The sequence below is a fragment of the Streptococcus sp. GMD6S genome (genome assembly GCF_000297015.1).
In genome coordinates, this window is the sequence record NZ_AJRH01000341.1 from 1 (window position 1) to 958 (window position 958).

At 36.0% G+C, this 958-nt stretch carries 2 protein-coding genes; both read left to right on the forward strand.

What is annotated here, in order from left to right; translation table 11 throughout:
- Positions 1-237 precede the first annotated feature (237 nt).
- Complete coding sequence (locus GMD6S_RS11485; RefSeq protein ID WP_000388572.1) at positions 238-492, forward strand: type II toxin-antitoxin system Phd/YefM family antitoxin; 255 nt, start codon at positions 238-240, stop codon at positions 490-492.
- Positions 493-495: 3 nt separating this feature from the next.
- Complete coding sequence (locus tag GMD6S_RS11490; protein WP_000924722.1) at positions 496-750, forward strand: Txe/YoeB family addiction module toxin; 255 nt, start codon at positions 496-498, stop codon at positions 748-750.
- Positions 751-958 lie beyond the last annotated feature (208 nt).

Below are 958 nucleotides of genomic sequence, written 5' to 3' on the forward strand. Positions count from 1 at the left end.
TGGGATGCTATGACTCAAAAGGCAGACCAGATTTACCAACTAGGACACCCAAGTATAGCAGAACAGAATTTTGGCAGGGTTCCGATTAGAATAGAAACAAACTAAGTCTACTGAAAGGTAGGCTTTTTTAGAATATTTTCGAATAAATAGATAGAAAAGAAAAATCTTGTACAAGTTCCTGACAATTTCTTTCTTTTTGTGTATAATAGTGGAAAAGAGGTAAAACGAGGTATGGTTATGGAAGCAGTTCTTTATTCAACATTCCGAAATCATTTAAAGGACTACATGAAGAAGGTAAATGATGAATTTGAGCCTTTGACGGTGGTCAATAAAAATCCAGATGAGGATATTGTAGTCCTTTCAAAGAGCGAGTGGGATAGTATTCAGGAAACCCTGAGAATCGCTCAAAATAAGGAACTTTCTGACAAGGTCTTGCGAGGAATGGCTCAAGTTCGTGCTGGAAGCACTCAGGTGCATGTGATTGAGGAGTGAGGAATGCTGCTCAAATTTACAGAAGATGCCTGGGCGGATTATTGCTATTGGCAAAACCAAGATAAGAAAACATTAAAAAGGATCAATAAATTAATCAAGGATATTCAACGCGATCCTTTTGTAGGAATGGGGAAACCAGAACCACTCAAGTATGACTATCAAGGAGCTTGGTCGCGGCGCATTGATGCAGAAAATCGCTTGATTTATATAATAGATGGAGATAGCGTGGCTTTCTTGTCCTTCAAAGATCATTACTAAGTCTACTGAAAGGTAGGCTTTTTTGCTTCGTTTTTCGTGGAAATTTAAATTTTTAAAGATTCTTAATTTTACTTGAAAATCTAAGGGATTTCTTCAAAAATTCACACAAAACTCTTCAATTTGGGTTTGTGAAAATCGGTTTTTTGTGATAGAATATTAAGGAATGTATGTCATTCGATAAACAAATTTAATGAGGTAAAAACATGGA

What these genes read in the sequence shown, in the direction of transcription:
- GMD6S_RS11490 (WP_000924722.1), top strand. Translation starts at nt 496, where the DNA reads ATGCTGCTCAAATTTACAGAAGATGCCTGGGCGGATTATTGCTATTGG.
- GMD6S_RS11485 (WP_000388572.1), top strand. Translation starts at nt 238, where the DNA reads ATGGAAGCAGTTCTTTATTCAACATTCCGAAATCATTTAAAGGACTAC.